We start from the raw sequence: 23,031 nt of genomic DNA, 5'->3' as shown, positions 1-23,031 counted from the left end.
CCCTATCCTTCGTTCGACGCAGCGGTAGCGACCGCATCGACCGCGGCGCGCGCATCGTCGAGCTTTGCAGGTGCCACCTGACCTTCGTGGGGAAGACGTAGCACGAACCGGTTCGGATCGCGCATGTCGAATCGCAGGATGCCGCGCCCAAGCAAGCGGTTGGCGCCATCCAGATGAGCGAATTTGGCAAGTGCCGCCTTAGCTTCGATTTCGCCTTCGGGAAGCGACAGCGTCTCGCCGCTGCGGAAGCGCAGATCCCAGCGGCGATTGCCGACCCATGTTGCGCCCGCGAGCAATTCCTTGAGGCTGCTCGCTTCGGCCAGCAGGCGGTCGAGATCCTGCGAGCGCTGATTCGCCTTGGGGCCGATCACCAGCGGCAGGTCGGGCATCGTCGCCACCGTCACCGGTTCGAGCACCACGCCCTTTTCGTCGATCAACGACAGGCGGTTGTTGTGCTGCCAGATTGCCGCTGGGGTGCGCTCGACAATGTCGACGACGAGCGTATCGGGCAGCCGCCGCGAGACGCGCGCATCCTTGATCCAGCCATAGCGCATCAGGTCGCCGCGCACTCCGTCAAGATCGACCGCCGCCATCGAGCGATCCTTTTGCGCGAGCGCGATGTCATAGACTTTCAGTCGGTCGATGCGATCGGCACCGACGACCTCCACCTTCTTGACCTGAAACCCGGCGCGGCCGACGGCCTGCGCATATTCCTCATGAATCTTGGCCGTGACCCCTGTGGCGTGCGCGGCGAGCCCCGCGACCGCAAACAGGCTGAGGCCGATCGTCCAGTTCGCTATCTTCTGCAATCGCTGCGGGCTGATCGGCAGCGCGTTGATAATCGCGTTGAGCCGCGAGGTTTGCACCTTGCGCCGTTTCTTTGGCGTGCGCACCGGGCGCCGTGGCGGCGACGCGCCGCGCTTGATCCGCGTGTTACTCATAACGCTTCCCCCACGATGCGTTCGACCAGTTCGGCATAATCCATGCCCACCGCGCGCCCCTGCTCAGGCACCAGACTTAACGGCGTCATCCCCGGCTGGGTATTTACTTCCAAAAGAAAGATCCCGGCCAACCCATGCTCGTCGTCCCAGCGAAAATCGGAACGCGAGGCGCCCTTGCAGCCGAGCAGGCGGTGCGATTGCAGCGCCAGATCCATCATCCGCTGCGCCACGTCGGCGGGGACGTCGGCGGGGCACACATGTTCGGTCAATCCGTCGGTATACTTTGGCGTCATAGTCGTAGAAACCCGACTTGACGCGCAGTTCGGTGACTGCGAGCGCCTGATCGCCCAGCACCGCGACAGTCAGCTCGCGCCCCTTGATAAAGGGTTCCGCGAGCAGGCGGTCGAATTCCTGCCACGGTCCAACCGCTTCGCGCGCGATCGGGTTGCCATAATTGCTGTCGTTGTGGACGATGGCCACTCCGACCGACGAGCCTTCGTTGACGGGCTTCAGCACAAAGGGGCGCGGCAAAGGATCGGCCGTAAACAGGCTTTCGCTGTCGACCACGGTCCCCGTCGGCATCGGAATACCATGCGGCACCAGCGCCTGCTTCGTCAATTCCTTGTCGATCGCGATCACCGAGGTGACGAGCCCGCTGTGGGTATATTTGAGCCCCATCAGGTCGAGCATGCCCTGCACCGTGCCGTCCTCACCCGGCACGCCGTGCAGCGCGTTGAACACGACATCGGGTTTGGCTTCGGCGAGCCGCTGCGCGACGTCGCGGTCCATGTCGATCCGCGTGACCTTGTGGCCGCGGCTTTCCAGCGCGTCAGCGACGCCTTTGCCGCTCATCAGCGACACTTCGCGCTCGGCCGACCAGCCGCCCATCAGGACAGCGACATGCCACGGACCCCGGGTCACTTCCCCACCCCCACGCGTTGAATCTCCCATTGCAGGTCGATGCCGCTGTTGTCCTTCACCCGGCGGCGGACCTCTTCACCCAGCGCTTCGATTTCGGCGCTCGTCGCCTCGCCGGTATTGATCAGGAAGTTGGTGTGCTTCTCGCTGACCTGCGCGCCGCCGACCGCAAAACCGCGGCAGCCGGCTTCATCAACGAGCTGCCAGGCTCTGTGGCCGTCAGGGTTCTTGAAGGTCGATCCGCCGGTTTTCGACCGCAGCGGCTGCGACGCTTCGCGGCTCGCCGAGATACGGTCCATTTCGGCCTGGATGACGGCGGGTTCGCCGGGCCGGCCGCGGAAGGTCGCGCCAATGACGACGGCACCTTCCGGCAACTCACTGTGGCGATAAGTGTAGCCAAGGTCGGCGAGCGGCAGCGTGCGGCGTTCGCCCGACCGCAGCACGACGTCGGCGTCGATCAGTATGTCCTTCACTTCGCCGCCATAAGCGCCGCCGTTCATGCGCACAAAGCCGCCGACAGTACCGGGGATCGAGCGCAGGAACTCCATCCCCGCAATTCCTCCATCGCGCGCGGTAGAGGAAACGAGGATGCCCGAAGCACCGCCGCCGCAGCGTAGCGTCGTGGCGTCGATGGCTTCGACCTTTGCGAAGGCCTTGCCGAGCCGAACGACGACCCCGGGAAAGCCACCGTCACGGACGATCAGGTTCGAGCCGAGGCCGAGCGCCATAACAAGGGTTGCAGGATCGAGATCGCGGAAGAAATCGGCAAGATCGTCAGCGTCCTTCGGCTCGAACAGCCAGTCGGCAGGGCCACCCGACTTGAACCAGACGAGCGGTGCCAGCGGCGCATTTGCTGTCAACTTGCCGCGCACGGCGGGAAGGGTATCGACAGTGCTCACGCCGCCTCCACCGCCGCGGCAAGGCCCGCCGCCATCTTGGTAATGTCGCCGGCACCAAGGCAGATGATCATATCGCCCGCACCAAGGTCGCCCGCAACAATGCTCGCGGCGATAGCCTCAGCCAGCGCCCCTACATCCTCAACAACACTCGCTTGCCGATGTCCACGGTCGCGCAAACCCGCCACGAGGGTATCAGACGACACGCCGTCGATTGGCGCCTCGCCCGCAGCATAGACGGGCAACGCCAGCACGATGTCGGCGTCGTTAAACGCCTGCTGAAAATCGTCCATATGGTCGCGCAGGCGCGTGAAGCGGTGCGGCTGAACCACACCCACGACGCGCCCTGCCCCGACGCCTTCGCGGGCGGCCGAGAGCACCGCGCGAATTTCGACCGGGTGATGGGCGTAGTCGTCGATCACGGTGACAACGCCCTCACCCGCAGCGATTTCACCTACCTTGGTAAAACGCCGCTTGACCCCGGCGAAGCCGTTGAAGCCGGAAACAATCTTGTCGTCCGACACCCCCATGTGCAGCGCCACGGCAATCGCCGCGAGCGAGTTTTGCACATTGTGTCGCCCCGACATCGGCAGATGAATGCCCTCGATCGTCCGGCTGTTGCCGTCGCGGTCGCGCACGACGACGTCGAAGCGGTTGCCGTCGGGGCCGGGCGTTACATTGGTACCGCGCACATCCGCCTGCGCCGAGAAGCCATAGGTCACGATCCGGCGGTCGCGGATGCGCGGGATGATCGCCTGCACCTCGGGATGGTCCAGGCACAATATCGCCGCGCCGTAAAAGGGCACATTCTCGATAAATTCGACAAACGCGTCCTTGATCGCATCGAAGCTGCCATAATGGTCGAGATGTTCGGGATCGATGTTGGTGACGACCGCGATCGTCCCGTCGAGGCGCAGGAAGCTGCCGTCGCTCTCGTCGGCCTCGACCACCATCCAGTCGCTCGCGCCCAGCCGCGCGTTCGAGCCATAATTGTTGATGATGCCGCCGTTGATCACGGTCGGGTCGATCCCGCCAGCGTCGAGCAGGGCGGCGACCAGGCTCGTCGTCGTCGTCTTGCCGTGCGTGCCGGCGATCGCGACGGTCGATTTCAGCCGCATCAGCTCAGCGAGCATCTCAGCGCGGCGGACCAGCGGGATGCGGTGTGCGAGCGCCGCCTCCACCTCGGGATTGCCGCGTTTGACCGCCGTTGACGTGACCACAACCGAAACGCCGTCGACGTTCGCCGCGTCATGCCCGATCGCGACCTTGATCCCGCGTTTGCGCAAGCCTTCGATCACATAGCCGTCGGCGATATCGCTGCCCTGCACCTGATAACCCAGATTGTGCATCACCTCAGCAATCCCCGACATTCCGATGCCGCCGATGCCGATAAAGTGGATGGTGCCGATGTCGGTCGCGACGCCGCGCATCACTCGCCTCCCATGCGGGCCGACGCCATGCCGCTCGCCGCGGCGCGCTGCCCTGACGGCGCGCCGACGCGGATGACGTCCATCATCGGCGGCGCGGCGAGCGATTCGACCAGATCGGCCAGGTCGCGCGTCGCATCGGGCAGGCCGCAGCTTGCGGCGCGCGCGGCGGCATTTTCCAGCGCACCGGGTTCGAGCGCCATGCGCTGGATCTGCTTGGCGAGTTCGCTGGCGGTAAATTGCGGCTGCGGGATCGAGCGCGCGCCGCCCGCCTCGACCATATCGACGACGTTATAGGTCTGGTGATTGTCCATCGCGTGCGGATAGGGCACGAAAATCGCCGGTCGCCCGGCGCAGGCGAGTTCAGCCACCGTCGACGCCCCGGCACGCGCTATCACCAGATGCGCCCAGCGCAGCCGCTCGGGGAAATCGGCGATGTAGGTCGCGCATTCGGCGGCGACGCCCATGTCGGCATATTTGCCGCGCACCATTTCTAGGTCGGCGTCGCGGCATTGCTGGACGACCTGCAACCGGTCCAGCAGCGCGCGCGGCAGCATCGCGATCGCGGCGGGAACGACGTCGCTAAGCACCGTCGCGCCCAGGCTGCCGCCGACCACGAGCAGGCGAAAAATACCATCCTCAGTGAGCGGCGGGAAGCCTTCCTCCCGGATCGCGACAATCTCGTCACGCACCGGGTTGCCGGTGATATGCTTCTTCTGTTCATGCCCGGCTGGATAGCGCTGGATATTGTGATACGCGACCGCGACCGCATCGACGCGCGGCGCCATCATGCGATTGACGCGCCCGAGCACGGCATTTTGTTCGTGCAGCACGCGCGGCCGTTTCGTCGCGCCGGCGGCGAGCAGGGTTGGCAGTGAGGGATAGCCGCCGAAGCCGACGACAACCGCGGGGTCGAATTCACCGATCAGGTCGATCGCCAGGCGGCGTCCCTTGCGGATCGCGAGCGCCGCTTTCACCCAGCCGACCGGACCGCCGTGAACACGTCCAGCAGGTAGCACATGCGTTTCGAGTTCATGCGGTGCGCCGGGAATTTTCAGGCCGCGATCGTCGCTGACCAGTGCAACGCGGTGACCGCGCGCAATCAGTTCACCTGCGAGGGCGTAAGCGGGCAGCATATGGCCGCCGGTTCCCCCAGCGGCGAGCAGATAGTGGCGCGTTGCACTCATGTTTCGGCGGTCACTTCTTGTTCCAGTTGCGGGTCATCGACACCCGCGCCGCATAGGGGTTCCGCCGGGTCAGCGACAAGAGCAAACCCATGCCGATCGACAGCGCGATGAACGACGAGCCGCCATAGCTGATGAAGGGCAAGGTCATCCCCTTTGACGGGAAAATCTGGGTGTTCACCGCCATGTTGATCACGGCCTGCCCGCCGAATTGCGCGATCAGCGCCGCGACCGCAAGGATCAGGAAGCTGTCTTCCTCGTCGAGCAGACGGACGAGCACCCGCACGATGATGGCGAGATAGAGGATCGCGATCGCGATGCACGCGATCATCCCGAATTCTTCGCCGATGACCGAAAAGATATAGTCGGTGTGCGCTTCGGGCAGCTGGAATTTCGCCAGCCCCGCTCCCGGTCCGGTGCCGATCAAACCGCCGGCGGTCAGCGTCGCATGCGCCTTATCGACCTGAAAGCTGTCGCCCTCGGCAAACAGCCAGATGTTGATGCGCTGCTGCGCCACCGGATAAAAGAAATAGGCGAGGACGATGCCGACCACTCCTGTCGCCGCGAGCATCCCCATGATCCGCATCGACAAACCGGCGACGAGGACGAGCACGAGCCAAGTCGCGGCAAAGATGACCGTTTGCCCCAGGTCGGGCTGCCCCATTAGCAGCATCGCGATCACGCCCGTCAGCACAAAGCTGAGCGGTACGACTGGCAGGCTCTGATCATGCAGCCGCAGCGACAGGATCCAGGCGAGCGACACGGCAAAGAAGGGTTTCAAAAATTCCGAAGGTTGCAACCGGAACGCCCCGCTGCCGATCCAGCGCTGCGCGCCGTTCACCGTCGTGCCGAGCAGCGGCACGAGAAACAGCAGGACCAGAAAGGTGATCGTACCGTAAATGGCAAAGCGCCGTGCCTGCGCCTTGGGCAGCATCGACACACCCAGCATCACTGGCACCCCGACGATCACCCACATCAGCTGGCGATAGAAATAATACAGCGGGTCGAGCGACGCCGTTGTCGTAGACAATTTCTGCGCCGCTACTGGCGACGCCGCGGCGACCGCCACCAGCCCGATCGCGACGAGCATCGATACAAGGAGCAGCAGGACTCGGTCGATTTCCCAAAACCACAGCCCCAGCGGGGTGCGGTCGGCGCGGCTGAGGCGCGGGCCGCGGCGCTTGACGGTGCGCGTCGCCGCGATCACCGGCCTCTCCGTCGTAGCGTCCATATTGTCCATTCCCCCGCTCATGCCCCAAGCGCCTGCACAAGTCCGCGAAAAACATCGCCGCGCTGCTCATAATCCTTGAACTGGTCGAATGAAGCGCAGGCGGGCGACAGCAGGACGATGTCGCCGGGCTTCGCCGTCGCCGCTGCATGCGCAACCGCCGTCGCCATATCGCCCGAGCGATCAACCGGAACCGCGTCGCCGATCTCGGTCGCAAAGGACTCCATCGCATCGCCGATCAGATAGGCGCGCTTCACATATCCGAACCACGGGCAGCACGCCGCCAGCCCGTCGCCCTTCGCCTGCCCCCCGGCAATCCAGTGCAATCGCTGGTCCGGCGCCGGCGGGAACGCCGCCAGCGCCGGTGCAGCGGAAGCCGCGTTGGTCGCCTTGCTGTCGTTGAACCAGCGGACGCCAGCGACTTCGCCGACCAATTCCATGCGATGCGGCAGCGACGTGTAGGTCGCGAGGCCGCGTTCGATCTGTTCGTCGTTCAATCCCAGTACGCGGCACACCGCGATCGCACATACGGCATTCTGCGCGTTATGTGGCCCTTGCAGCGCGGGCCAGCGGTGCTGGTCAACGGGGTCGATGTCCTTACCCGATACGCGGTGCAGCCGATGATTGATCCGGCTCGCGATCATCTTCGACGGATCGTCATCGATCGCGACAATCGCGACCTGATCTCGGTGCTGAAGGCCAAACAATCGCGCTTTTGAAGCTGCATAGCCCGTAAAGCCGTCATAGCGGTCGAGATGATCGGGGCTGAGATTGGTCAGCACCGCAACATCGCATGCCAGGCTGTGCGACAGGTCGATCTGATAGCTCGACAGCTCGAGCACATAGACCCCGCCTTCGGGCAGCGGATCGCGCGACAGGATCGGCAGGCCGATATTGCCGCCCATCAGCGACGGCACCCCAGCGCTTTCCAGCATATGGTGGATCAGCGCGGTGACGGTCGACTTGCCGTTGGTCCCGGTGATGCCGACGATCCGATGCGGCGGCAGGTCGCCGCGCGCCTCGGCGAACAGCTCGATATCTCCAATCACCGGCACATGAGCGTCGCGCGCGTGCGCCGCGATCGGGTGGCGGTTCAGCGGGACGCCGGGCGACACAATGACGCCGGCAAAACCGATCAGGTCAATATCGAGCGGGTTGCCGATGTCGGCGCCCAGCGCCATCGCATCGTCGCGCGCGTCCTCGCGGTCGTCCCACGCGGTGACCCCGGCGCCGCTGGCCACCAGCGCCTCGACCGTCGCGAGCCCCGAGCGCGCTAGTCCCAGCACCGCATAGCGGCGACCGGCAAAGGCGCGCGAGGTGATCACCGCAGTTTCAAGGTCGCGAGTCCCGCGAGCGCAAGGACGATCGACACGATCCAGAACCGAATGACGACGGTCGATTCGGGCCAGCCCAATTGTTCGAAATGATGGTGGATCGGCGCCATGCGGAACACCCGCTTGCCGGTGCGCTTGTACCAGAAGACCTGGATGATCACCGACAGCGCCTCGACCACGAACAATCCGCCGACCAGCACGAGCACCAGCTCATGCTGCGCCGTCACCGCAATCGTCGCGAGCGCGCCGCCGAGCGCGAGACTGCCGGTATCGCCCATGAACACCGCGGCGGGCGGCGCGTTGAACCACAGGAAGGCAAGACACGCACCGATAATCGCCGCCGCAAAAACCGCAAGCTCGCCTGCTCCCGGCACATGCGGAATGCCCAGATAACCGGCAAATTTCACATTGCCCGACAGATAGACGATGACGAGGAAGGTCAGGCTGGCGATGATCACCGGGAAGGTTGCGAGCCCGTCGAGCCCGTCGGTCAGGTTCACGGCGTTGCCGAAGCCGACGATCAGCACCATCGCAAAGACATAATAGAGCGGGCCGAGTTCGAGCACGACGCCGCTGAGAAACGGCAAATACAGGTCGGTGCCGGTGCGCGACACGATCAGGAACACCGCCACCCCGGCGATCAGGAACTCGATCAGCAGGCGCACGCGCCCTGGAATGCCGCGGTGACTGGCCTTGGTCACCTTATCGAGATCGTCGAGAAAACCGACCGCAGCGAACCCGCCGGTCACGAAGATACACGCCCAGACAAAGCGGTTCGACAAGTCCATCCACAGCAGCGCCGAGATCATCAGCGAAATCAGGATCATCAGCCCGCCCATCGTCGGCGTGCCTTTTTTGGCGAGGTGGCTTTGCGGCCCGTCTTCGCGGATCGGCTGACCCTTGCCCTGCCGCATCCGCAGCATCAGAATGAAGCGCGGCCCGATCCACAGCCCGATGATCAGCGCGGTTGCGACCGCGGCGCCCGAGCGGAAGCTCAGATAGCGAATGAGGTTGAAAACCCCCGGAAAGCCCAGCCATTCCGCCAGCCAATATAGCATCAATAATCCCCGTTGGTCAGCGCGGTCACCAGCTGCGATAGGCCGACGCTGTTCGACCCCTTGATCAGCACCGTGTCACCAGGGCTGATCAAGTCGCCCAGCCGCGCTCGGGCGGCCGAATGGTCGGCGACATGCGCGAAATCGATCTGACCCTCAAGCGCCTTTGCCAGCGGCGCCATCTCGTCGCCGACGAGCAGGGCGAAATGCACCCCGGCTGCGACGAGCGGAGCCGCGAGGTCGGCGTGATACGCCGCGCCGTCGGGTCCGAGTTCCTTCATCGCGCCCAGAATCGCGATCAGGCGATCGCCCGATTCGCTGCCGAGCTGGCCGATCGTCGCCGCCATCGACGCAGGGTTGGCATTATAGCTTTCGTCGATCAGCAAGATATGCCCGTCGCCAAACGGCACGCGGTGCCGCGCACCGCGCCCGGCAAGCCCGGCCATTTCGGCAAAGGCCAGCCCCGCCGCGGGCAGGTCGCCGCCGACCGCTTTGACCGCCGCAAGAACCGCCAGCGAATTCGACACCCAATGCGCCCCGGCCTGCGCGATGGTGAAGCAGAGCAGCGCATCCTGCACCTGCGCGGTCACGAGCGAACCGCCCTTGCCGTCCGACAGCCAGTCGACCGCGCGAACATCGGCGTCGGCGCCCAGGCCGAAGCTTATGACATGCGCCGCATGCTGTTCGGCCTTGGCGCGCAGCCGCGCGTAGTGCGGACTGTCGAACGGGACGATCGCGGTGCCGCCCGGCTCCAGCCCCTCAAAAATCTCGCCCTTCGCGTCGGCAATCGCCTCTTCGCTACCGAAAAATTCCATATGCGCCGGGGCGATGGTGGTGACGATGGCGACATGCGGACGGACCATGCGCGTCAGCTCGGCGAGCTCGCCGGCATGGTTCATCCCCATCTCGAACACCCCGAAATCGGCGGTCGATGGCATGCGCGAGAGGCTGAGCGGTACGCCGACATGGTTGTTGTAGCTTTTGACCGAGCGGTGCGCCTTGCCGGGGCGAAAACGGTCGAGCGCCGCGAACAGCGCTTCCTTAGTCCCGGTCTTGCCCGCCGACCCGGTCACCCCGATGATCCGCCCATGGCTGCGCGCGCGCGACGCGGTGCCGAGCGCGCCCAGCGCCGCGGCGCTGTCGGCGACGCGAACATGCGGGTGGTCGATGGCGGTTTCGCAGACGATGCCCGCCGCCCCGGCGGCAATCGCCTTGTCGATGAACTTGTGCCCGTCGGTCGCCTCGCCGCGCATCGCGACAAACAGGTCGCCGGTGGTGACCTCACGCGAATCGAAGGCGACGCCGTGCACAGTGAAATCATTGCTCGCCTCGCCGCCGGTTGCGGTGGCGATGGCGCGCGCGGTCCATAGCGGATTCATGCCGCACACTCGCGCGCGACCGCAACGTCGTCGAAGGGAATGATCCGCAAATCGGCACCGGCGCCGACGATCTGCCCTTGCTCATGCCCCTTGCCCGCGACGCAGACGATGTCGTCGGCGCGCGCTTCAGCAATCGCGGAAGCGATCGCGGCGCGGCGATCGCCGATGACCTGCGCGGTCGGCGCGCCCGCAGCAATTGCGGCGCGGATAACTGCGGGATCCTCGCCGCGTGGATTGTCGTCGGTGATGATCAGCACATCGGCGTTCTCGGAAGCCACGCGGCCCATTTCGGGGCGCTTGGCCTGATCGCGGTCGCCGCCGGCCCCGAACACCAGGATCAGCCGCCCGCTCGCGTGCGGACGCAGCGCGTCGAGCGCCGCCTCGATCGCATCGGGGGTGTGCGCATAATCGACATAAACCGGCGCGCCCGCCCTGGTGATCGCGGCGCGCTCGAGCCGCCCGCGCACCGGCTGGAGCCGCGCCAGATCGGCCAGTGTTTGGGCCACATCGCCGCCGGTCGCGATGACCAGACCCGCCGACACCAGCGCATTGGCGACCTGATAGGCGCCGATCAGCGGCAGATCGACTTTTTGGGTCAGATCGCCAGTTGCGATGACCAGCGACTGGCCGAGCTGGGTCGGTTCGCGCGACACCAGGCGCAGATCCTCGCCCTTCGCTCCGACGGTCATCAGCCGCATACCGCGCGCCCGCACAGCGTCGACCACCGCGGACGAATAAGCGTCGTCGCTCCACACAACCGCCACGCCGTCTTGTTCCACCACTTCGCTGAACAGCCGCAGCTTGGCGGCGAGATAGGCTTGCATCGTGCCATGATAGTCGAGGTGATCATGGCTGAGATTGGTGAAGGCCGCGGCTTTTACCGGCAGGCCTTCGGTGCGATATTGGTCGAGGCCATGGCTCGACGCCTCGAACGCCGCATGGCTGACGCCTTCGGTGGCCAAGCCCGACATATTGCTGAGGAAGGTCACGATGTCGGGCGTCGTCAGCCCCGTCGGGGCGCTGTCGTTCGACGTCGTGATGCCGAGCGTGCCGATCGACGCTGCATGAAAGCCCGCCATTCGCCACAGCTGGCGCGTCATTTCGACCGTCGAGGTCTTGCCGTTAGTCCCGGTCACCGCAACGCAGGTCGCGGGAAAGCGGTGGAAAAAGCGGGCCGCGATGTGCGCGAAGGCGCGGCGCGGATTGGCGTCGGCGACATGCATCGCGCCCACGACCGCGGCCTCGGGCCGCGCGACGACCGCAATCGCCCCGGCATCAACCGCCGCCGGAATAAAATCCTCGCCGTTGAATTTTTCGCCGGCAAAGGCGCCGAAGATCGTCCCCGGCGCCACTTTACGATGATCGATGGCAAGGCCGGTGACCACCGGGTCGGTGCCCGCACCCCCTTGACCGTCAAGCAGTGCGGACAGACGCATTATTCGTCTTCCCCGTTTCTCCACAACAGCGGGGTGAGCTCGGACACATCGACGTCGCGACTTTCGTCGGGGAACACGCCGAGCATCGGACCAGCGCGGGTCACGACCTTGCTGACCACCGGCGCGGCGGTCCAGCCCGCGGTGCGCTGGCCCGAGCTATAGGCATTGCCCTTCGGCTCGTCGATCATCACCAGCACGACATAACGCGGATTGTCCATCGGGAAGGCGGCAGCGAAGGTCGCAACGACCGAGCTGCGGCGATAGCCGCCGATGCCCGGTTTTTCGGCGCTGCCGGTCTTGCCGCCGACGCGGAAGCCGGGGGCTTCGGCCTTTTTGCCGGTGCCGTCAGAAACGATCAGGCGCAGCAGCTGGCGCATCCGCGCGCTGGTCGCGGCCTTGAACACGCGGTGGCCCTTCGGCGGTGCCTGATCGCCCAGCTTGGTGATCGTCGCGGGGCGGTAGATGCCGCCATTGACCAGCGCGGCATAGGCGCTGGCGAGATGCAGCGGGGTCACGGCAATGCCATGACCATAGCCCGTCGTCATCGTCGTCAGCCGGCCCCAATCCTTGGGCCATATCGGAAACGCGCGCTCCTTGATGTCGATTTTCGGCCGGGTGTCAAAATCGAGACTGCGGAACATCGCCTCCATCTTCTCGCGGCCAAGCTCGTCGGAAATGCGCGCAGTAACGATGTTCGAACTGTGAATCAGCGTTTCGGGGACGTTCAGCCAGCGGTTCGATGGGTGGCTGTCGCGGATGCGAAAACCCGCGATCGCCAGCGGCTGCGTGGCGTCATAGCGGCGCGCCATGCTTGTCACGGTGCCCGCATCGATGGCGGCGGCGATCGTAAGCGGCTTGAAGGTCGAACCGAGCTCGTAAAGATTGTGCGTCACCGCGTTGCGCCGCGCCGCCATGTTTTCGGGCACCAGCTTGTTGGGGTTATAGGTCGGCAGCGACGTCATCGCGGCGATCTCGCCCGTGTGGACGTCAAGGATGATCCCCGCGCCGCCGATCGCTTCCAGATTGGCGACCGCCGATCCCAGTTCACTTTCGAGCACGCCCTGCACCCGCGCGTCGATTGACAGCGCCAGCGGATCGCCTCGCGTCACCTTATCGAGCAGGCGGCTGTCGAACGCGCCCTCGGCGCCGGTGACGCCATGCCCCGCGGCATCGGTAAAACCCATGACATGCGCGGCGAGGCTGAGTTGCGGATACAGCCGCTCCTTTTCGCGCGGGAAATCGAATCCGACGTCGCCGATCGCGTTCACCGCCGCGACCTGATCGGGCAGTGCGCGGCGGCGGATGTAAGTCGGGCGCGGGCCGCTGACCTTTGCCAGCAGCTCGGCGCGCGACATGTCGGGGAAAATCTTGTGGAGCTCGTCTGCCAGATATTGGCGGTTGTTGAGCAGCTTGGCCGGAACGACACGGATCGAATAACCGTCGATCGTCCGCGCCAGCGGGATACCATTGCGATCAACGATGTCGGCCCGCGCCGGCAGGAAAGCGGTCGACGCCGACCCATTGCGCGACGCAGTGTCGAACATCGCAAAATAGAGCAGTCGCATCGACACCAGAAAAAATGCCGCCATGAACAGCAGCATCAGGATCATCAGACGCTGTTGCGCGGTCAGCAGGATCTGCTGCCGCACCCCAGCGGTGCGCACCCGGGTCGGACGGACGACCAGCGTGTTCATCGCGCGGGCTTCCCTCCTGCGGCTTCGGCGGCGGCGGCGCGCTTCAAATCGGCGAGTGTCGATTCGGCGAGCAACTGGTCTTCGATCATCTTGAGCTGTTCGCGGCGGCGGGTCGGCGCCATCCGCGGCGCTGCGTCGCTGCGGATCCCCGTTTCGGCCTGCGCCAGCACGACTGGCTTGGCCGCCGAGGGCTTGCTGGCGGCTGGGCTTTCCTTGGCCGCGGCAGGAACGGCGACAGGCGACACCATTGCCATCAGTACAGGCGCGACCTCGTTGGCTCCGCGCGCCCTTGGCAAGCGGTCGAGCGAGGCCAGCTGGCGCTCGCTCTCCAGATACTGGTCCGCGCCGGGCGCCGAATAGCCGAAGGTGTCGGCGTTCCACTGCTCCAGCTGGCGCATCGAGGCGCGCACCGCGAGCTCGGATTCGAGGTAGCGGATATTGTCTTGGCTGCGCTCGATCTCTTTTTCGATGCGCGTCAGTTCGCTGCGCGTTGCTGCGACCTTCAGCGACACCGGATAGAGCATCATGGCACAGATCAGCACGAGCAGGACCAGCCCGATGCCCTGAAGTTTGCGCGCTGCCATCAGCATGAGATCGCCTCCTTCATATTGGTTTGACCCGGCCAGGCCGGGGCGCCGGTGCGCACCGCGCTGCGCAGCGTTGCCGATCGGGCGCGCGGGTTGCGTGCTTCTTCGGCCTTGCCCGGCCGCACCTTGCGCGCCGGGGTCTGGAATGACGGGGCGTGCGCGGCAGCCGCGGTCGCGGGGCGATGGCGCGACCCGCCGGCATCGCCGCCGCTGCGCTCGCGCAGGAAATTCTTCACGATCCGGTCTTCGGTGCTGTGAAAGCTGACCACCGCCAACCGGCCGCCGGGACGCAATAGGCGTTCCGCGGCGGCCAAGCCGGCGACCAACTCGTCGAGTTCGGAATTGATGTGGATACGGATCGCCTGAAAGCTCTTGGTCGATGGATCCTTGGGCGCACCGGGCGGGTGGCGCAGCGCCTTGCGGATCACCGTCGCCAGCTCGGCCGTGCGGCTGAGCGGGCGCGCGGCGACGATCGCGCGCGCCACGCGGCGCGACTGGCGCTCATCGCCATAATGAAACAGAACGTCGGCGATCTCGGTTTCGTCGGCACGGTTCAACCAGTCGGCGGCGCTTTCGCCATCCTGCGCCATCCGCATGTCGAGCGGGCCGTCCTTCTGGAACGAAAAGCCGCGCTCGCCCTGGTCGAGCTGCATCGACGACACGCCGATATCAAAGGTGATGCCGTCGACCGCATCGATCCCGCGCTCAGCGAGCAGCCGGTCGATTTCGCCGAATCGACCATGGATCAATGTCAGCTTGCCCTTAGCCTCGGCGACCAGCGCCTGCCCGTCGGCAATCGCATCGGGATCGCGGTCGCAGGCGACGACGTCGGCGCCCGCGGTGAGCATCGCGCGGGTATAGCCACCGGCGCCGAAGGTCGCATCGACATGGCGCTCACCCGGCACGATGGCAAGCGAGGCGATCACTTCGTCGCGCAGGACCGGATCGTGGCGCGGGTCGCGGGACAGGTCGCTCATTTGCGCCCCTTCCCTTTGGTCGCATCCCACGCCGCGGCGAGCCGCTGCAGCACCGGATCGGCGTCGGCGCATTCAGCCAGCGTCGGCAGCCACCAGATTTCGAAACGGCGGCCCGATCCGACAAAGGCGGTCGCGCCATTGTCGCCGACGCGGTCGCGATGGGTGAAGCCGGGCAAGAAACGCCCGCTGTCGTCGAGCGCATAGGCGTCGGTGTAGCTGAAGCGCTTCTTGAACTCGGCGTCTTCGTCGAAATCGAGGTTCCGGGACCGTGCGGTGTCGCGGTCGCGTTCGATCTCGCCGTTCAGCCGGTCGTATTGATCATGGCCATAGGCCACGAGGCAGGGCAGTTTTTCGTGGAAGCCAACCCAAAGCACGCGCTGGCCGTCCGCAGTAAGGGGCACATTGTTGCGGAACTGAGAGGGGACGGCGATCCGTCCCTTGCCATCGATCGCGGCGAAGCTGGTTCCCGCATACTGGCCGGGCGTCACAATCGCCATCGCTCTGCCCCCCGTATGCGCCTGTGGGCAATACTTCCCTGGCCCCGGAATCGCATGATTCCAGTTGGTTCGGTCTCGGTGGAGATTGCCCCTCTCCGATTCCTGACTATCAACTATAGATCGGGGTGAAAAGGGGTAATTTAGGGTGAAATAGGGAATCTAACCCCTATTTGCCGCAAAATGACCAAATAAGCGGTCGAAACGCGGCCTGCACGACTTCAGGTGTCCGCGCGGCGCAGCCGAATTGCGTCAAAATGGGGTGAAAAAGGACGCCTCAATCGGCGCGGGGGCGAATCCACAGCGGTTGCAGAATTGCGACTCCAGCGCCGGGCCACAGCCGCGCCGCCAACCATTCGATCGTGTCGGCCCGCCGCAGATGATATGCGCCCGGTACCGGCGGCGACCAAGAGGGCGCGAACAGCAAGTCGGCGTCGCCCACCAGCCATGCCTCGCCCGCGCCGATCCCGCATTGGGCAACGCGGCGACCGGTAAAGGTCTGGCACGTCGGCGGCAGGCGCTCAAACGCTCCCGCGCTCGCCAGGCGCAGCCGCGCGCCATTCACATCAGCCGCGGACGCCTCATTGTCGTCGGTCGGCGCTGCGCCAAGCGTCACTCCCCAATGATCGAGCAGTGGCGTCAGCAGGCTGGTCACCGGCGGATTGCGCGGGTCGCCGAGCGGGTGCGGCGCGGGCCAGCCCGACAGCGCATCGGCCAACACCACCGCCCTGCCACCGTTGCGGACAAGGGCGTCGATCGCCACCAGTTCCTGCGGCGCCAGCGCGCGCGGGTGCGCGATCAGCAACGTGCCGCCCCGCGGCACCCCATGATCGACCAGACTGTCGATCAGCAACACCGGCCCCATCGCCTCGAGCTGGACCAGTGCCGGATCATCCCCCGTCCTGTCCGCGATGATATTCGCGATGTCGCCGCTGCCCAACCAGCGCAGCGGCAGGCCGGTGAGCATCGTTGCCGCAGGTGCGTCGGCTGACGCGGCGGCGGGGCGATACAGCGACGCGAGTAGCATATGTCCCGCCGCGAACCAGCCGATCGCGAGCGCGAGTCCTGCGAGCCGCGGTAGCCATCGCGCACGCGGACGCCACTGCACAAGCCGGTCGGCAACCCGTCCCGACGCCGCGCCCGACACAAAGACCAGCGCCAGTTGTGGCCAATCCGCTGAACGCGCCAGGACGAGCGCGAGCAGCGCTTGCGCGACCGCCAGGAGAGCGAGCGCCGTGAACAGCGTGGACCATCGCAACGCCGCCCCTTCACCGCGGTGCCAGAACGCGAGCAGGATCATCGGCAGCGCGAGGATAGGCAGCGCGAGCGCGGGGTCAATGCGACCGAGCAGCGCCTGCCCGCCGCCAATCCACGCCAGCAGCAACGCGAGCGCGGCAATCGAGGCAGCGCGCACCAACGGGCGGCGCGGCGCATGCATTACGGGTTAGATTTGCGCGCGCGCTGAAGAGTAGGATCGGGTTCCAGATCGGGTACGGTCGCGGACGACGGCGCCGCCTGCGGTACCTTTACCGCCGTCGCGGCGTTTTCGTCCTTCGACGACGGGGACACCGGTTGAACCCCCAATTCTTCAAGCGGTGCGCCGCTCCCCTGCTCTTCGCCGGGCATCTTGATTTCGGTCGAAGCCGCAGCGTCGCTCTCGACATTTTCGCGGGCACGGTCGCCGATCAGCCCGGCCATGCCGACGAGCAACAACACCGTCAGCACCCCCGCGATGCCAATCTGCAACCGCCGCATCGTATCGTTGACAGGGGCCGGGACCGGCGCCACCGGCGGCGCTTTTTTGTCGATCCGCATATCGGTCATGCTGCGGCCTCCAACAGCCCTTTGCTCGCCAGCCACTCGGGATTGTAGAGCGTCGAGAGATAGCGAAACCCACTGTCGCACAAGATGGTTGCGATGCGCTTGCCCGGCCCCAATTGCCGCGCCAGCGCCATCGCTCCAGCGACATTGATTCCCGATGACAGCCCCAGGCATAGCCCCTCGTCATCAAGCAGCGCGCGGACTACCGCCAGTCCCTCGGCATCCGAAATGCGGAACTGGGTGTCGATCGGCGCGCCGTCGAGATTGGCGGTGATGCGGTTCTGGCCGATCCCTTCGGCGACACTGCTGCCTTCGGCCTTCAATTCGCCGCACTGGTAATAATTATAGAGCCCCGCACCATGCGGGTCGGTCAGCGCAATCACGATGTCGGGATTATGCGCCTTCAGCCCCAGCCCGGTCCCTGCGATCGTGCCGCCGGTCCCTGCCGCACAAGTGAAGCCATCGATCCGCCCCTCCATCTGCTCCCAGATTTCCTCGGCCGTCCCCATCACATGCGATTTGCGATTGGCGATATTGTCGAACTGGTTGGCCCAGACTGCATTGTCGGTTTCCTCGGCGATGCGGCGCGAGGTGTGGACGAAATGGCCCGGATTGGCGAAAGGCGCCGGCGGGACGAGCACTAATTCGGCGCCTAGCGCGCGGATCGTCGCCATTTTCTCGGCGCTCTGGTTATCCGGCATGACGATGATCGTCTTATACCCCAGCGCATTACCGACGAGCGCCAGCCCGATGCCGGTGTTGCCCGCGGTGCCCTCAACGATCGTGCCGCCAGGTTTAAGGCTGCCGTTCGCTTCGGCGTCGCGGACGATATAGAGCGCGGCGCGGTCCTTCACCGACCCGCCGGGGTTGGCATATTCGCACTTGCCCCAGATTTCGCAGCCGGTGGCTTCGCTCGGCCCCTTCAGCAGCACCAGCGGAGTGTTGCCGATCAGATCGAGGCTGTTTGCAGCAATAGTCATGCCCATGATCTAGGGCCGCGCCCCCGGCCTCGCAAGACAGCTTCGCTTGCGCCAGCAAAGATCAGTCTTTGTCGACCAACAGGCGCCCTCCTCCGACGAACGGCAGTGCGTTTCCTCCGGCGGGGGTTGTCACTGTGACAGTATATCATTACGGGAACGCGTACAGGTCGTCATAGAACAGGACTCTCCCAAATGCGTTTGCTTTGCACCGCCGGTTTTACTCTCGCTATCTTTCTCGCCCCTCCCGCCATCGCACAAGAGAAGGCGCCGCAAACGGGCGACGACGATTATCACACCGACCAGCCCATCGTGGTAACGGCGCCCTTTGTTCGCAGCCTCGATATCCTGGGCAATGTGTCGGTGATGGAGGGCGAACAGCTGGCGCAGGATATTCGCGGTCAGATTGGCGACAGCCTGACGCGTCTGCCCGGCGTGTCGACGAGTAGCTTTTCGCCCGGCGCTTCGCGCCCGATCCTGCGTGGCTTTTCGGGTGAACGGGTGAGTGTGCTCGTCGATGGGCTCGGCGCAATCGACGCTTCTTCGACCTCGGCGGATCATGGCGTCAGCATCGATCCGTTGACCGCCGAGCGCATCGAAGTCCTGCGCGGCCCGTCAGTGCTGCTGTTCAGCAGCCAGGCGATCGGCGGCGCGGTCAATGTCTTCGACCGTCGCATCCCGCGCACCATCCCCGAAGAGCCGTTCCATGTTGACGCGCTCGCCAGCTACGGCAGCGCCGCCGATGACAAGAGCGTGGGCGCCTCGATCGATGTTCCGCTGGGGCAACAGTTTGTTGTCCATGTCGATGGCAATTATCGCGATTCCAATGATGTCCGCGCAGGTGGGCTGATCTATGCCGAACCACTGCGTCAGCACTTGCGGGGCCTCGCTGCCGATGCCGCCGCCGACGGAGACGCCGACGAAGCCGCGCGCCTGACCAGCGCCGCGGGCAGCCGCGGCCGCATTCCCAATAGCGCGAGCACCAGCACCAGTGCCGGCGTTGGCGCTGCCTATATCAACGACGGCGGCATGCTGGGCCTGTCGTTCGGTTATCTCGAAAGCGATTATGGAATCCCGCCGCGCGCCGACCTGGGCGAAGAACCGACGATTTCGTCGCGCCAGTACCGCGTCGATCTGCGCGGCGAGGTCGATCTGGGCGACGGCCTATTCGAAAAGCTGCGCATCCGCGGCGCCTATGGCGATTATGCCCACACCGAGTTCGACGACGGCGTTCCCGGCACGACCTTCCTCAACAAGGGGATCGAGTTCCGCACCGAGCTGGCGCAGAACGACCGTGGCGGCTGGCGCGGCGCGAGCGGGCTACAATACAGCTTCCGCGACTTCGCCGCGATCGGCGACGAAGCCTTCCTGCCGCCCAACGAGACCACCCGCCTTGCCGCCTTCACACTTCAGGAAAAGGAAATGGGGCCGCTGACCCTCGAAGGCGCGCTTCGGTTTGAAAAATCGAACGTCAAGGCGAGCAGCACGGGGTTCGACCGGACGTTCAACGCCTTTTCCGGCGCCGGTGGTTTCAGCTATGCGCTTGCCGACGGCATCAAGGCGGCGGTTTCGGTTTCGCACAGCGAACGCGCGCCTTCCGCAGAAGAATTGCTCTCAGACGGACCGCATGCCGCGACGCAGACCTTCGAACGCGGCAATCCCGATTTCGACAAGGAAACGAGTTGGGGCGGCGAAGCCTCGCTCAAATTCAATCGCGACGGCTATTCGCTGGCGCTGACCGGCTATGCGAGCTGGTTCGACGGCTTCATCTATGAAAGCGACACGGGGCTGATCGAGGATGATCTGCCGTTGTTTCAGTTCCTGCAGAACAAGGCGCGCACTTGGGGGTTCGAATTCGAAGCCGCTGCACCAATTGCCCAGATCGGCGGTTTCAACATCGTCGCCGATGCCACGGCCGATATGACTCGTGCGAAAATCAAGGGTGCCGGCATCGACGGGAACGTACCGCGGATCCCGCCGCTGCGCATATTGGGCGGGCTGGAGGCACAAGGCGAACGCATCGACGCGCGCGCCGAGGTAGAATGGACCGATGACCAGACCCGTATCGCCGCGTTCGAAACGCCGACCAAGGGTTTCACACTGGTCAACGCGTCCATCAGCTGGCGTCCGCTGCCCGATACGAAAAATTTGACGCTGTCGCTGGCAGCGAACAATATCTTCGACGTCAACGCACGGCGCCACGCCAGCTTTACCAAGGATTATGTGCCGTTAGCCGGCCGCGATATTCGGATCACGGCGCGCGCAAGCTTTTGACCAACAAGCTTGAATAAAACCTCGTCGTTGCGCGGAGCGAATCAATGTTCCAGAGCAGGCGGTAACCGATCTGGATTGCTTGGCTTCGCTCGCAATGACGAGACGGGCGGGAGGCATCTCCCTAATCGATCGTCAAAATGGCAACGATTTGCGCTTGTTCCAGTAAATCGAAGTCGCCGCCGCATAAGCGCCGACCTTTTCCCACGCCGCGTCATCAATCTTTTCGATGTCGACACCGCTGTCGATATAAGCCTGAACGATCGTCATGATCTGGTCTTCAGACATGTCGCTCGACAGGTCGGGATTGGCACCAGTAGGGCCAAAATCGAGCGCCTTGTCGACGATTGCCGCTGGCAGGTTGAGCTTGGCGATGTCGCCGACCAGCCACTCGCGCGAAATGCGTGCGAGGCTGTAGTCGAAATAGGCGGACTTCTGTGCTTCGGCGATGCCGTGCGTGGCAACGCAGCCCTCGGTTATCGTCGCAAGCTGCTTGAACAGCGCCTCGCGCGACGCGTCATCACCCGCGCCCGCCATCGCCGCGCCGATCGACGCCTTGGTGTCGGCGGCGACCGCCGACACGGCGCAATCGAGCTTCGCGCCTTCCTGCGCCGTGACGATCGTCGGCAGTGCCGTGATTGCCAGCGCAGCGCCCGCGATCAATCCCTTCAACATGCAGATATTCCCTTCACCGTCACCGCGCGATCCTTCAGGACAGCATGGCCATCCCGCCGTTCACATGCAATGTCTGACCCGTGACATATCCAGCCTCTTTCGACGCCAGATAGACGACCGCAGCGGCAATATCGCTGCCCTCACCCATCCGCCCCGCCGGGATGCGCTGGTTCAGCGCTTCCTTCTGCGCGTCGGGCAGGTCGTCGGTCATCGCAGTAGCGATGAAGCCCGGCGCGACGCAGTTCGCGGTTACGCCGCGACTTGCCAGTTCCTGCGCCAGCGCCTTGGTCATGCCGGTGACCCCCGCCTTCGACGCGGCATAATTGGCCTGCCCCGGATTGCCGGTGGCGCCAACGACGCTGGTGATCGAGATGATGCGGCCGAAGCGCGCCTTCATCATCGGCTTGGCGGCAGCGCGGGCGAGACGGAAATTGGCCTCGAGGTTGATGCGGATGACGTCCATCCACTCCTCGTCCTTCATCCGCATGATCAAATTGTCGCGCGTGACGCCGGCGTTGTTGACGAGGATGTCGAGTTTGCCGAGCGCCTCGACCGCCGACGGCACCAGCGCATCGACTGCGGCGGCATCGCCAAGATTGCAAGGCAGAGCGACATGATCGCCGCCGAGCGTGTCGCGAAAGGCGGTCAGCTTGTCGGCGTTGGACCCCGACACCGCCAGCCGCGCGCCCTGTGCCGCCAGCGCCTGCGCAATCGCCGAACCGATGCCGCCCGAAGCGCCAGTGACGAGGGCAGTCATGCCGGTGAGATCGAACATGTTATTCTCCTGAATTTTGAGCTTAGAGTGTTTTCAGCAGCGCTTCGATGTCGTCCATCGAAATCACGCTCACCGTCTCGACCTCGCCCGAAGCGCTGCGCTTGACCATCGGCGACAGCACCTTGCCGCCGAATTCGACAAAATGCATCACCCCGACATCCTCCATCGCGCCGATGCTTTCACGCCAGCGGACGCGCCCGGTGACTTGCTGGACCAGCAGTTCGCGGATCGTGTTTGCGTCGCTCACCGGGCTGGCGGTGACATTAGCTACCACGGGAACCAGCGGCGCGGCGGGCGGGTTGGCGCCGAGTGCCTCGGCCATAGCGTCGGCGGCGGGCTGCATCAGCGGGCAGTGGAACGGCGCCGACACCGGCAGCAGCACACCGCGCTTGATGCCATATTCTTTCACCAGCGCGACTGCGCGCTCGACCGCGCCTTTGTGGCCCGAGATCACAACCTGCGAGGGGTCATTGTCGTTGGCAACGGTGCAGATTTCGCCCTCAGCCGCCGCGTCAGCGAGTTTCTGCGCGGTCTCGATATCGGCGCCCAGCAGCGCCGCCATCGCACCGATGCCGACGGGCACCGCCGCCTGCATCGCCTGCCCGCGCGTCTTGAGCAGCCGCGCGGTCGTGGCGAGGTCGAACGCGCCAGCAGCGCAGAGCGCGCTATATTCGCCCAGGCTGTGGCCCGCGACATAGTCGGCCCTTGCCGCCAGCGTCACGCCACCTTCTTTTTCGAGCACGCGCAGCGTCGCGATCGCGTTCGCCATGATCGCGGGCTGGGCATTTTCGGTCAGGACCAGCTGGTCTTCCGGTCCGTCGGTCATCAGCCGGAACAGCTTTTGCCCCAGCGCGTCGTCGACCTCCTGAAACACCTCGCGCGCCACCGGCGACGCGTCGGCGAGCGCCTTGCCCATACCGACCGCCTGGCTGCCCTGACCCGGAAAGATGAATGCGCGCATG

General features: G+C 65.0%; 20 protein-coding genes and 1 pseudogene. 1 reads left to right on the top strand and 20 read right to left on the bottom strand.

Annotation, left to right across the window (positions count from 1 at the left end):
* Positions 1-2 precede the first annotated feature (2 nt).
* From IPF76_RS11795 to IPF76_RS11715, 17 genes and pseudogenes are all read right to left on the bottom strand, one after another.
* Positions 3-941 carry a cell division protein FtsQ/DivIB gene (locus IPF76_RS11795; protein WP_293844030.1) on the bottom strand — a complete coding sequence of 313 codons (939 nt, stop codon included), beginning with the start codon at positions 939-941 and terminating at the stop codon, positions 3-5.
* Positions 938-1,862: pseudogene (locus tag IPF76_RS11790) on the bottom strand (D-alanine--D-alanine ligase). Before IPF76_RS11790 ends, IPF76_RS11795 begins: the two are co-directional and overlap by 4 nt.
* Entirely contained in the window at positions 1,859-2,758 is a 900-nt protein-coding gene (gene murB, locus IPF76_RS11785) for a UDP-N-acetylmuramate dehydrogenase (RefSeq protein ID WP_293844028.1), read from the bottom strand. Before murB ends, IPF76_RS11790 begins: the two are co-directional and overlap by 4 nt.
* A complete protein-coding gene (gene murC, locus IPF76_RS11780; protein ID WP_293844025.1) occupies positions 2,755-4,185 on the bottom strand; it encodes a UDP-N-acetylmuramate--L-alanine ligase in 1,431 nt (476 codons plus the stop codon). Before murC ends, murB begins: the two co-directional genes overlap by 4 nt.
* Positions 4,185-5,369 (bottom strand): undecaprenyldiphospho-muramoylpentapeptide beta-N-acetylglucosaminyltransferase, encoded by a 1,185-nt coding sequence (murG, locus tag IPF76_RS11775; protein WP_293844022.1) that lies wholly within the window; start codon positions 5,367-5,369, stop codon positions 4,185-4,187. The genes murC and murG overlap by 1 nt, the downstream gene beginning before the upstream one ends.
* Positions 5,370-5,379: 10 nt before the next feature.
* Positions 5,380-6,618, bottom strand: coding sequence for a putative peptidoglycan glycosyltransferase FtsW (locus IPF76_RS11770; RefSeq protein ID WP_293844019.1), 1,239 nt, complete (start codon positions 6,616-6,618; stop codon positions 5,380-5,382).
* A complete protein-coding gene (murD, locus tag IPF76_RS11765) occupies positions 6,615-7,919 on the bottom strand; it encodes a UDP-N-acetylmuramoyl-L-alanine--D-glutamate ligase (RefSeq protein WP_293844017.1) in 1,305 nt (434 codons plus the stop codon). The genes IPF76_RS11770 and murD overlap by 4 nt, the downstream gene beginning before the upstream one ends.
* On the bottom strand, positions 7,916-8,986 hold the full coding sequence (gene mraY, locus IPF76_RS11760; RefSeq protein WP_293844014.1) for a phospho-N-acetylmuramoyl-pentapeptide-transferase: 1,071 nt from the start codon (positions 8,984-8,986) through the stop codon (positions 7,916-7,918). The genes murD and mraY overlap by 4 nt, the downstream gene beginning before the upstream one ends.
* On the bottom strand, positions 8,986-10,362 hold the full coding sequence (gene murF / locus IPF76_RS11755) for a UDP-N-acetylmuramoyl-tripeptide--D-alanyl-D-alanine ligase (protein ID WP_293844011.1): 1,377 nt from the start codon (positions 10,360-10,362) through the stop codon (positions 8,986-8,988). Before murF ends, mraY begins: the two co-directional genes overlap by 1 nt.
* Positions 10,359-11,798, bottom strand: a complete 1,440-nt coding sequence (locus IPF76_RS11750; protein ID WP_293844008.1) for a UDP-N-acetylmuramoyl-L-alanyl-D-glutamate--2,6-diaminopimelate ligase — start codon at positions 11,796-11,798, stop codon at positions 10,359-10,361. The genes murF and IPF76_RS11750 overlap by 4 nt, the downstream gene beginning before the upstream one ends.
* Positions 11,798-13,492, bottom strand: a complete 1,695-nt coding sequence (locus IPF76_RS11745; protein WP_293844005.1) for a penicillin-binding protein 2 — start codon at positions 13,490-13,492, stop codon at positions 11,798-11,800. Before IPF76_RS11745 ends, IPF76_RS11750 begins: the two co-directional genes overlap by 1 nt.
* On the bottom strand, positions 13,489-14,082 hold the full coding sequence (locus IPF76_RS11740) for a hypothetical protein (protein ID WP_293844003.1): 594 nt from the start codon (positions 14,080-14,082) through the stop codon (positions 13,489-13,491). The genes IPF76_RS11745 and IPF76_RS11740 overlap by 4 nt, the downstream gene beginning before the upstream one ends.
* Positions 14,076-15,056, bottom strand: coding sequence for a 16S rRNA (cytosine(1402)-N(4))-methyltransferase RsmH (rsmH, locus tag IPF76_RS11735; protein WP_293844001.1), 981 nt, complete (start codon positions 15,054-15,056; stop codon positions 14,076-14,078). The genes IPF76_RS11740 and rsmH overlap by 7 nt, the downstream gene beginning before the upstream one ends.
* On the bottom strand, positions 15,053-15,553 hold the full coding sequence (locus IPF76_RS11730; protein ID WP_293843999.1) for a division/cell wall cluster transcriptional repressor MraZ: 501 nt from the start codon (positions 15,551-15,553) through the stop codon (positions 15,053-15,055). Before IPF76_RS11730 ends, rsmH begins: the two co-directional genes overlap by 4 nt.
* 274 nt (positions 15,554-15,827) lie before the next feature.
* A complete protein-coding gene (locus IPF76_RS11725) occupies positions 15,828-16,964 on the bottom strand; it encodes a hypothetical protein (protein ID WP_293843997.1) in 1,137 nt (378 codons plus the stop codon).
* Positions 16,965-16,987: 23 nt separating this feature from the next.
* Positions 16,988-17,374 carry a hypothetical protein gene (locus tag IPF76_RS11720; RefSeq protein ID WP_293843995.1) on the bottom strand — a complete coding sequence of 129 codons (387 nt, stop codon included), beginning with the start codon at positions 17,372-17,374 and terminating at the stop codon, positions 16,988-16,990.
* On the bottom strand, positions 17,371-18,351 hold the full coding sequence (locus tag IPF76_RS11715) for a cysteine synthase A (RefSeq protein ID WP_293843993.1): 981 nt from the start codon (positions 18,349-18,351) through the stop codon (positions 17,371-17,373). The genes IPF76_RS11720 and IPF76_RS11715 overlap by 4 nt, the downstream gene beginning before the upstream one ends.
* Before the next feature lie 192 nt (positions 18,352-18,543).
* Between IPF76_RS11715 and IPF76_RS11710 the strand changes: the two genes are divergently transcribed.
* Entirely contained in the window at positions 18,544-20,622 is a 2,079-nt protein-coding gene (locus IPF76_RS11710; protein ID WP_293843991.1) for a TonB-dependent receptor, read from the top strand.
* 132 nt (positions 20,623-20,754) lie between these two features.
* Here the strand turns inward: IPF76_RS11710 and IPF76_RS11705 are convergent, their stop codons facing one another.
* From IPF76_RS11705 to fabD, 3 genes are read right to left on the bottom strand one after another with little or no spacing between them, the layout of a single operon-like run.
* Positions 20,755-21,294 (bottom strand): hypothetical protein, encoded by a 540-nt coding sequence (locus IPF76_RS11705; RefSeq protein WP_293843989.1) that lies wholly within the window; start codon positions 21,292-21,294, stop codon positions 20,755-20,757.
* Between the two features lie 34 nt (positions 21,295-21,328).
* Positions 21,329-22,069 (bottom strand): 3-oxoacyl-[acyl-carrier-protein] reductase, encoded by a 741-nt coding sequence (gene fabG / locus IPF76_RS11700; protein ID WP_293843986.1) that lies wholly within the window; start codon positions 22,067-22,069, stop codon positions 21,329-21,331.
* Positions 22,070-22,091: 22 nt separating this feature from the next.
* Positions 22,092-23,030 carry an ACP S-malonyltransferase gene (fabD, locus tag IPF76_RS11695; protein WP_293843984.1) on the bottom strand — a complete coding sequence of 313 codons (939 nt, stop codon included), beginning with the start codon at positions 23,028-23,030 and terminating at the stop codon, positions 22,092-22,094.
* Position 23,031 lies beyond the last annotated feature (1 nt).

This window comes from Sphingopyxis sp. (assembly GCF_016704835.1).
In the GTDB taxonomy this organism is placed as follows: domain Bacteria; phylum Pseudomonadota; class Alphaproteobacteria; order Sphingomonadales; family Sphingomonadaceae; genus Sphingopyxis.
The sequence above is the reverse complement of the archived record's forward strand: the minus strand, read 5'-3'. Positions and strand labels throughout refer to the sequence as shown.

What these genes read in the sequence shown, in the direction of transcription:
- IPF76_RS11795 (WP_293844030.1), bottom strand. Translation starts at nt 941, where the DNA reads ATGAGTAACACGCGGATCAAGCGCGGCGCGTCGCCGCCACGGCGCCCG.
- murC (WP_293844025.1), bottom strand. Translation starts at nt 4,185, where the DNA reads ATGCGCGGCGTCGCGACCGACATCGGCACCATCCACTTTATCGGCATC.
- murG (WP_293844022.1), bottom strand. Translation starts at nt 5,369, where the DNA reads ATGAGTGCAACGCGCCACTATCTGCTCGCCGCTGGGGGAACCGGCGGC.
- IPF76_RS11770 (WP_293844019.1), bottom strand. Translation starts at nt 6,618, where the DNA reads ATGAGCGGGGGAATGGACAATATGGACGCTACGACGGAGAGGCCGGTG.
- mraY (WP_293844014.1), bottom strand. Translation starts at nt 8,986, where the DNA reads ATGCTATATTGGCTGGCGGAATGGCTGGGCTTTCCGGGGGTTTTCAAC.
- murF (WP_293844011.1), bottom strand. Translation starts at nt 10,362, where the DNA reads ATGAATCCGCTATGGACCGCGCGCGCCATCGCCACCGCAACCGGCGGC.
- IPF76_RS11750 (WP_293844008.1), bottom strand. Translation starts at nt 11,798, where the DNA reads ATGCGTCTGTCCGCACTGCTTGACGGTCAAGGGGGTGCGGGCACCGAC.
- IPF76_RS11745 (WP_293844005.1), bottom strand. Translation starts at nt 13,492, where the DNA reads ATGAACACGCTGGTCGTCCGTCCGACCCGGGTGCGCACCGCTGGGGTG.
- IPF76_RS11740 (WP_293844003.1), bottom strand. Translation starts at nt 14,082, where the DNA reads ATGCTGATGGCAGCGCGCAAACTTCAGGGCATCGGGCTGGTCCTGCTC.
- rsmH (WP_293844001.1), bottom strand. Translation starts at nt 15,056, where the DNA reads ATGAGCGACCTGTCCCGCGACCCGCGCCACGATCCGGTCCTGCGCGAC.
- IPF76_RS11730 (WP_293843999.1), bottom strand. Translation starts at nt 15,553, where the DNA reads ATGGCGATTGTGACGCCCGGCCAGTATGCGGGAACCAGCTTCGCCGCG.
- IPF76_RS11720 (WP_293843995.1), bottom strand. Translation starts at nt 17,374, where the DNA reads ATGACCGATATGCGGATCGACAAAAAAGCGCCGCCGGTGGCGCCGGTC.
- IPF76_RS11715 (WP_293843993.1), bottom strand. Translation starts at nt 18,351, where the DNA reads ATGACTATTGCTGCAAACAGCCTCGATCTGATCGGCAACACTCCGCTG.
- IPF76_RS11710 (WP_293843991.1), top strand. Translation starts at nt 18,544, where the DNA reads ATGCGTTTGCTTTGCACCGCCGGTTTTACTCTCGCTATCTTTCTCGCC.
- IPF76_RS11705 (WP_293843989.1), bottom strand. Translation starts at nt 21,294, where the DNA reads ATGTTGAAGGGATTGATCGCGGGCGCTGCGCTGGCAATCACGGCACTG.
- fabG (WP_293843986.1), bottom strand. Translation starts at nt 22,069, where the DNA reads ATGTTCGATCTCACCGGCATGACTGCCCTCGTCACTGGCGCTTCGGGC.
- fabD (WP_293843984.1), bottom strand. Translation starts at nt 23,030, where the DNA reads ATGCGCGCATTCATCTTTCCGGGTCAGGGCAGCCAGGCGGTCGGTATG.